This is a genomic window from Pseudoalteromonas lipolytica (genome assembly GCF_900116435.1).
GTDB classification, from domain to species: Bacteria; Pseudomonadota; Gammaproteobacteria; order Enterobacterales; family Alteromonadaceae; genus Pseudoalteromonas; species Pseudoalteromonas lipolytica.
The window spans coordinates 137,925-145,712 of the sequence record NZ_FPAZ01000012.1; the positions used below are offsets into that span (position 1 = coordinate 137,925).

Below are 7,788 nucleotides of genomic sequence, written 5' to 3' on the forward strand. Positions count from 1 at the left end.
TTTGTGTTGCTAAACGCGTTCATCCTTGGAGGGATGTATGAATAGCACAATTAAAATTCCATCTTGCTTATTGCTTGCAGCCGTACTTGCAGGCTGCGGCGAAGAAAGCTCTGTCAACGTAAAAGAGGCGCCACTTCCCCCTATTCAAGGGGTTTTTATAGATAGCCCTGTCGCCGGATTGACCTATAACAGCCCGTCTGTGACAAACGGTAAAACGGACAGTAATGGCCAATTTGATTATTTCCGTGGTGAAGCGATCACATTTTCTATTGGTGAGCTGACATTTCCAAGTGTCGCGGCCAGCAATGTTGTCACTCCACTGAGCGTATTCTCTACAGACACCGTATTTCATCCTGCTGTAATCAATAGTTTGCGTTTATTGCAGTCGTTAGATGTGGATGGTGACACCAGTAACGGTATTACCATTAGTGACGCAGCAGCACAGGCTGCAGTAATGGAATTAGCCCAAGGACAAACACCTGCAGAATTCTTTGCCAGTGACGATTTTGACGAAAAGGTAAATCAATGGCTTGCTAACGCTGGGGGAGCAAATACCAGCTTAGTGAGTGCTGATACTGCCATTATGCATTTTGTAGATTTTATTTTTGAGCAGTATAACAGTACACAGCCTCTCGCCTTCACTCCTGCCGACTTCACGGGAACAATTTATAACCCCGTTGTAAAAGGGGCAAAAGCGAGTATTGAAATGTGGCAGTTTACACCCAGTGAAGAAGGAGCAAGCACGGGGTCATTCACTAAGCTAGTCGATGGGAATGAAACGCTTGTTGGCAGCTATGAGTTTCAGTTTGGTAATCGCGTTTTAGTATTAACAACCAGTGAAGGTGATACACCGAGTAAGCATTATTTAATTTCTCGCTCGCACAACACTGTCAATAATACCTTTAGTGTGTGCTCTACAAATGATGCAGCACAGCTTGCAACGTTAGTACTTAGCTGTGATAACAACGATGATGCATACAACAATATTTTAGCATTTGATGAACAGCAAGCCCAAAATGAGTTGGTAAAGCTTAGTGAACTTGCTGAACAAACCGGTCTTGCGTTAAACGAAGAATTCGATACCGACACTGATACATTCTTCTCATCCAGTTATAAGAGCCTCTCTGATGAGCAAGGAAGTGGGCCTCTTTATTTTAAATCTGGCGGCAGTGCCATTATCAATGAGTTGGGTCAGCTTGTTTTGGAAGGTGACCGTTTCACAATCGGTAATACCCTGCCAGGTAAAGAATCATCGCCAAGCGATACAACGGGTGTGGGAATATACAATTTAAGCGAAGGCTTCACTATTAGCTTTGACGTCATTAGCCATAATGGTGCAGGCTCTCTTTCTTTATACGTTGATAACAATACAACAAGCCAAAGTAACTCTGTGCATGCTGATGCATCAAAGTTTTATGGAAAATCGATTGATGAAACCAACCTGCCTGTCGGACAACGCTTCTCTTATACTTATATACCTGGGCAAGATGTTAATACAGGAACTGAATTAACGCACCCAGATGCACGCGGTATCCTGAGCGCAGATATTAAAAACTCTTACTTTCAAATCAGAACCGATTCAGCCGCTTTATTTGTCATAGATAATCTAAAAATAGAAACAGTTGCGACAGATGTGCCAGAAGTTGAGCCACCTGTTGAACCGCCAATTGATCCACCTGCGACAGGTGAGATCCCCATTGTTGAACTGCCTTACACAAACGATTTTACGACTGTTACTGGTGATATTTTTTCTGTCGACTATCAAAAAATAGTTGATAGTCAAGGTAATGAAGTTCCGATGTTTTCAAAAACTGGAGGATCCGTCACCGTCGTCGAAAACGGTTTAGAACTGGACGGGGGCCGATTCACTTTGGGTAATACCACTGCGGGCGTGGAAACCAGCGAAAATGATACAAACTCAACGGGGGTATTTGATTTATCAAGGCCTTACCAAGTCGTCATGGATATTGTCAGTGCTAGCGATCCTGAAGGTGACAACAAGTTCCAAATCTATGTCGACAACAATACATCAAGTAGCTCTAAATCGATGCACGGTGGTGAATCTCGATTCTTCAACGAGTTAATCAATGACTTAGTTGTTGGCGAAACCTTAGTCGTACCCGGAAAACTCGCTACCAAGAACTCTTTTTTACAATTGCGTACCGAGACAGGCGGTAAAGTAGTGATTAATAATTTACGCATTGAGTACGTTGAAGACCCAAGTATCTTTAAGTGTTCAGATGCACCTGAACTGTATTTTTGTGATGATTTTGAAAGTGGTGATTTGAGCAACTGGAAAATTTTAGCAACGCCTACTAACGTAGACGGTGCCATGGGTGAATTCGATATTTTAAATATCAACGGTAATAACATGATGCGATACACCGCAGGCAACGCAGGCGGTGAACTTATTTTAGCCACAGACGAAGCAATGCAAAATATCCCACAAACAGGTAATTATTTTGTAGAAGCGAAAATTCGTCCTCGTCAAAACAGTACAACAGCAAACAAACAGTTGTACATGATGGCCCGTTATCAAGATACAGGAAACTGGTACGGTGGCGGTTTAAATGTGCAAAACTCATCTAGTAGCACGCGAGTAGAAGTTGCTGTCAGCACCGAGGGCTCTATTGCACGCCCTGTTCAGGCAAGTACACCTATTTTACTCGGCGAAAAAGGGGGCACAGAAGACGGTGTTTGGTACACCACCCGTTTTGAATTAATCAATGATCAATTAACCATTTACTTAAATGGTGAAAACTTAGGCTCAGTGAGTGATACAAATTACAGCGCACGTGGGCTAATAGGTTTATTTACTAATAACCGTTCATTTGAATTGGATGACTTAAAAGTTGGCGATCCGACTATCAAACCCATTCAACTCACACTGGATTACAAGGACCCTAACTGGGACACCTCAACGACAGCTGAACCATTAACAATTAATGTCACCGCCATTAAAAATGATGGGGTAACAATTGATGAATTCACAGTGACTTCAACTGATGACAAAATTGTCAGTGTCGATATCAATGGGAGTGTAATTACTCTTACCCCAATGGCGGCCGGTAATGCCACGATTACGTTCGTCTCTGGTTCTGATAGTACCATAACCCGAACAATAGAGGTGAGTGTGGCTGAAGGTTTTGTCATGCCAACAACTGACTATGGCGACTTAACTGGAAAGTTATTTCCTGAAAAAAACAGTGCCAATCAATTTATTGATACGCAATTTAGCCTTACATTTGATAATGAACCAAGTTTAGGCGCTTTAGGTGAAGTACGTATTTATAAAGTCAGCGATAACAGTTTAGTCGATACCCTTACCGTTGGTAAAAACATTGACCACATTGGTTTTGCTGGACAAGCTAAAGTTCGCTCTGTTTACTACTATCCACTGCAGCTAAATGGGAACACACTCACCATTAAACCACGCAATAATACCCTTGAGTATGGACATACATACCGTGTTGTAATTGGTGATGATGTCGTGGTTGGTGCAATGTTAAATGGTCAAGAATTTAGTGGCCTAGGTGATAACAGTCAATGGGACTTTGTCACTAAAGTAAGCATGCCTGCAGGTAATCAGCTGCTCGTTGATGATGAAGGTGCGGCAGACTTTAGAACTGTGCAAGGTGCACTTAATTTTGCTATGCAGTACTTGGGCAAAGATGAGCACACCACTGTCTCCATAAAAGACGGCATCTATAACGAACTGTTATTTTTACGCGATAAAAACAACCTCACTATTCAAGGTGAAAGCCAAGAAAACACCGTTATTCAATATGAGAATTACGAGTCTATGAATGGCGGCACGGGTGGCAGTGCACCTATTAGCACAGGAACACCTAACGGAGGTAGAAGTGTGTTTTTAGTAGAAGGTGTCGACATGCTGACCCTTAATAATCTCACCCTTAAAAATACGCATATTCGTAATAAAGTGGATTCAAACCAAGCAGAAACTATTTATTTCAATAGCCCGTACCGCCTAGTTGCGAACAATGCCCGCTTTAAAAGTGAACAAGATACCCTCCTGTTAAAAGGATACTCATGGTTCTACAACACGCTTGTTGCAGGGAATGTTGATTTTATTTGGGGTTACCCAACAACGGCGTTATTCGAGAGTTCAGAGATCCGTACAATCGGTGATTCAAAAGACGGTGATCCTTTAACTGACTCAGCGGGTGGCTATGTTTTACAAGCGCGTGTACCTGTAGAAACAGACCCTGGTTTTATTTTCTTGAATAGTCGATTCACACACGGTCCTGGCCCCATTGGCAATGATGTTTTAGATAACTCAACATACATTGCAAGAAGTGGAGGCAGCGATACATACTTTGATAATATAACCTTAATAAACAATAGGTTTGATACACATATCGCTAAAATTGGCTGGGCTGTTCAAGGTGTAAATAATCAACCTGCTCCTAACCCTAGCGTTGCCACAGCAACCAGTGGTTGGCGCGAATATGGCAGTATGGATTTAGACGGTAATCCACTTGATTTATCTGAACGCGAAGGTGGCTATATTCTTTCAGATTCAGAAGTCAGCGAGCTGCTAGACCGCGAAAACATTTTTGCAGATTATAACGACGGTCAAGGATGGAGTCCAAAACCACTTGCTATTCCTCAACTACCGGATGAGCCTGTCAGCATTGCGCCAATCAATCCTAGTCGAGGGTTTGCAGGGTATAACTATAATATCACCGGAGGTGAAGGCGGTACTGTTGTTACTGTTGATAATGGGGCTTCATTAAAAGCAGCCCTAGCACAAGCGAAGTCTTCAGCATCCGCTATTACTATCTATGTTGATGGTGTAATCACAGATGCTAACAGTGGCGGTGATAATAAATCTATTGAAATTAAAGATATGAATAATGTCTCAATTATCGGTGTGGCTGATAGAGGTGAGTTTAATGGGATTGGCATTGCTATTCGCCGCGCTAACAACATTATCATCCAAAACTTAAAAATTCATGAAGTACTCACTGGTGGTAAAGACGGAATTTCAATTGAAGGTGATGAAAACGAAACAACAGCAAACATTTGGATTGACCATAATGAGTTGTATTCTTCGCTCTCCGTGGATCAAGACTATTATGATGGCTTAATTGACTCTAAGTCGGGTGCTGAGAACATTACCATTTCTTACAACTATATACATGATAGTTGGAAAACTTCATTACATGGCCATAGTGACAATGACGACAGCAGTAATAAAAACCGTCATATCACCTTCCATCACAACCGCTTTGAAAATATTGTCTCTCGGGTCCCTTTATTTAGGTTCGGTAATGGTCATATTTTCAATAACTACTATAACAATATCACTTCAAGTGCAATTAATTCACGCATGGGAGCTGAGCTACACATAGAGAATAATTACTTTGAAAATACCAAGAACCCTGTGGTTTCTTTTTATTCAGCACAGATTGGTTATTGGAACACATCAGGTAATTATCTAGGCGAAGGCATTACATGGAGTGATGCGGCAGATGGGGATGTACGAGCAGAAGTGACTGAAAACGGCATGACGCCAACCAGCTCATATAAAGCACCTTATGAATATACGCTTACGCCTGTAATGGATGTTAAAGCACATGTACTTGCTCATGCAGGTGTTGGTAAGCTGGATCAAAGTGATTTAAACATTCCTGATATTCAGTCTCCAACGGAGCCTCCTATTCAAGAACCACTTGGATTGCCCTTTACTGAAAACTTCTCTGCTGCTAATACTGATGAGTTTTTTAGTAACAGCTATCGTGATATTTCAGGATCTGCGGGTAACGAACAAGCGCTGTTCTACCGTGTAACAGGTAATGTTGACGTCGCAGGCGGACAGTTAACAATGACTGGCGCTAGAATTAGCATTGCTAACACAACCCCAAGTACCAGTACGACAGGAAATGACATCGAAACAACAGGCTTGCTTGATTTATCAAACAACTACCAAGTAACGTTCAAAGTTGCAGCGGTAGCTGGAAACACAGCCAAAAACTTTCAAATTTATGTCGATAACAATACTTCGGGTAGTAGCAATTCAATTCATGGCACTGCGTCTAAGTTTTATTCTGTGCCGCTGTCTGACTTAACAGCAGGCCAAACTTATACTGTGGATGGACTCGTTGCAACCAGCACTTCATTCATCACCATAAGAACGGAAAGTGAAGCGACTATCACATTGGATGAAATAAGCATTCAATAGTGCATTTCGCATTACACTATAAACCTCGCAATTGCGGGGTTTATTTTTTTATAAAGAAAATTTGATAAAAATAGACAAGTATATATGAAGAAATGGCGGTGACGGAGAGATTCGAACTCTCGATACGTTGCCGTATACACACTTTCCAGGCGTGCTCCTTCAGCCACTCGGACACGTCACCTAAAGCGTTAACTGATTAACGCGGCGTTATAGTATGAAAACAACCCTACATACGCAAGGGGTTTTTAAAATAGCGAACTTAAGTGGCTAGTAAACAAACAAAAAAGGCAAGGTATGTACACCTTGCCTTTCATTTCTATCCCAACAATTCTTAGCGTTGTAGTGTCGCAGAGAACTCTAACATGCGATTAAGCGATTTTAACGCGCCTTCGCGTAAGTCCATATCAACAAACACTTCTTTGCCTTGTGGGTCTGTTAGGGCTTCTTCAATCGCTTTTAAGCCGTTCATAGCCATCCACGGGCAATGTGCACAGCTTTTACATGTTGCGCCTTCACCGGCTGTAGGTGCTTCAAAGAATTCTTTCTCTGGGCATAACTGCTGCATTTTATAAAAAATACCGCGGTCAGTCGCCACGATGAACTTTTTGTTGTCCATGGTTTGCGCAGCTTTAATTAGTTGGCTTGTTGAACCAACAGCATCAGCAAGGGCAACAATCTCAGCAGGTGACTCTGGGTGTACTAACACCGCTGCATCTGGGTGTAGGGCTTTCATGTCCTTTAACGCTTTGGTTTTAAACTCGTCATGAACGATACACGCGCCATTCCACATAATCATATCGGCACCGGTATTCTTTTGAATATAAGAACCTAGGTGCTTGTCTGGACCCCAAATGATTTTTTCGCCTTGCTCATCTAAGTGCTCAACGATTTCAAGCGCACATGATGAGGTAACAATCCAATCGGCGCGTGCTTTTACCGCCGTAGAGGTGTTAGCGTACACCACTACTTTACGATCTGGGTGCTGATCACAAAACGCAGAAAACTCTTCAATTGGGCACCCTACGTCTAATGAACAAGTCGCAGCCAAAGTTGGCATTACGACTGTTTTGTTTGGCGTTAAGATTTTTGCTGTTTCGCCCATAAAACGCACGCCGGCGACAACAATAATATCCGCATCGTGTTTAGCACCAAAACGTGCCATCTCTAACGAGTCGGCCACACAGCCGCCTGTTTCTTCAGCAAGTGCTTGAATTTCAGGATCCGTATAGTAATGGGCAACAAGAACTGCATTCTTGTCTATTAGTAATTGTTTAATACGTGCTTTGTACTCAGCTTGCTCATCTTTTGATAACGGCGCTGGCTTTGGAGGAAAGATATAATCCTCAGGCATAATTTGTTCAGCTAGACTCATTTCTCGACCACTTAGTCCACAGTGCATTCATGGCGCGAATTATACGAGAATATAACGCTAAAGAACAGTATTGCTGAGTGCTGTTAAAGATAATTAAGGGATAACTTAGATAAAAAAGATAAATTAAGCGTGGTGGGTCATGATGGACTTGAACCATCGACCAATGGATTAAAAGTCCACTGCTCTACCAACTGAGCTAATGACCCGCTCT

2 protein-coding genes and 2 tRNA genes are annotated in these 7,788 nt (G+C 42.2%); 1 reads left to right on the plus strand and 3 read right to left on the minus strand.

Annotation, left to right across the window (positions count from 1 at the left end):
• The first annotated feature begins 37 nt into the window (after nucleotides 1-37).
• Nucleotides 38-6,205, plus strand: a complete 6,168-nt coding sequence (locus tag BM378_RS13880; RefSeq protein WP_074989416.1) for a pectate lyase family protein — start codon at nucleotides 38-40, stop codon at nucleotides 6,203-6,205.
• Between the two features lie 93 nt (nucleotides 6,206-6,298).
• On the opposite strand, the gene BM378_RS13885 is transcribed toward BM378_RS13880, so the two are convergent.
• From BM378_RS13885 to BM378_RS13895, 3 genes are all read right to left on the minus strand, one after another.
• Nucleotides 6,299-6,386: transfer RNA gene (locus BM378_RS13885), tRNA-Ser, on the minus strand.
• A gap of 150 nt (nucleotides 6,387-6,536) precedes the next feature.
• On the minus strand, nucleotides 6,537-7,577 hold the full coding sequence (gene nadA, locus BM378_RS13890; RefSeq protein WP_036967789.1) for a quinolinate synthase NadA: 1,041 nt from the start codon (nucleotides 7,575-7,577) through the stop codon (nucleotides 6,537-6,539).
• A 130-nt stretch (nucleotides 7,578-7,707) separates the two neighbouring features.
• Nucleotides 7,708-7,783: transfer RNA gene (locus BM378_RS13895), tRNA-Lys, on the minus strand.
• Nucleotides 7,784-7,788 lie beyond the last annotated feature (5 nt).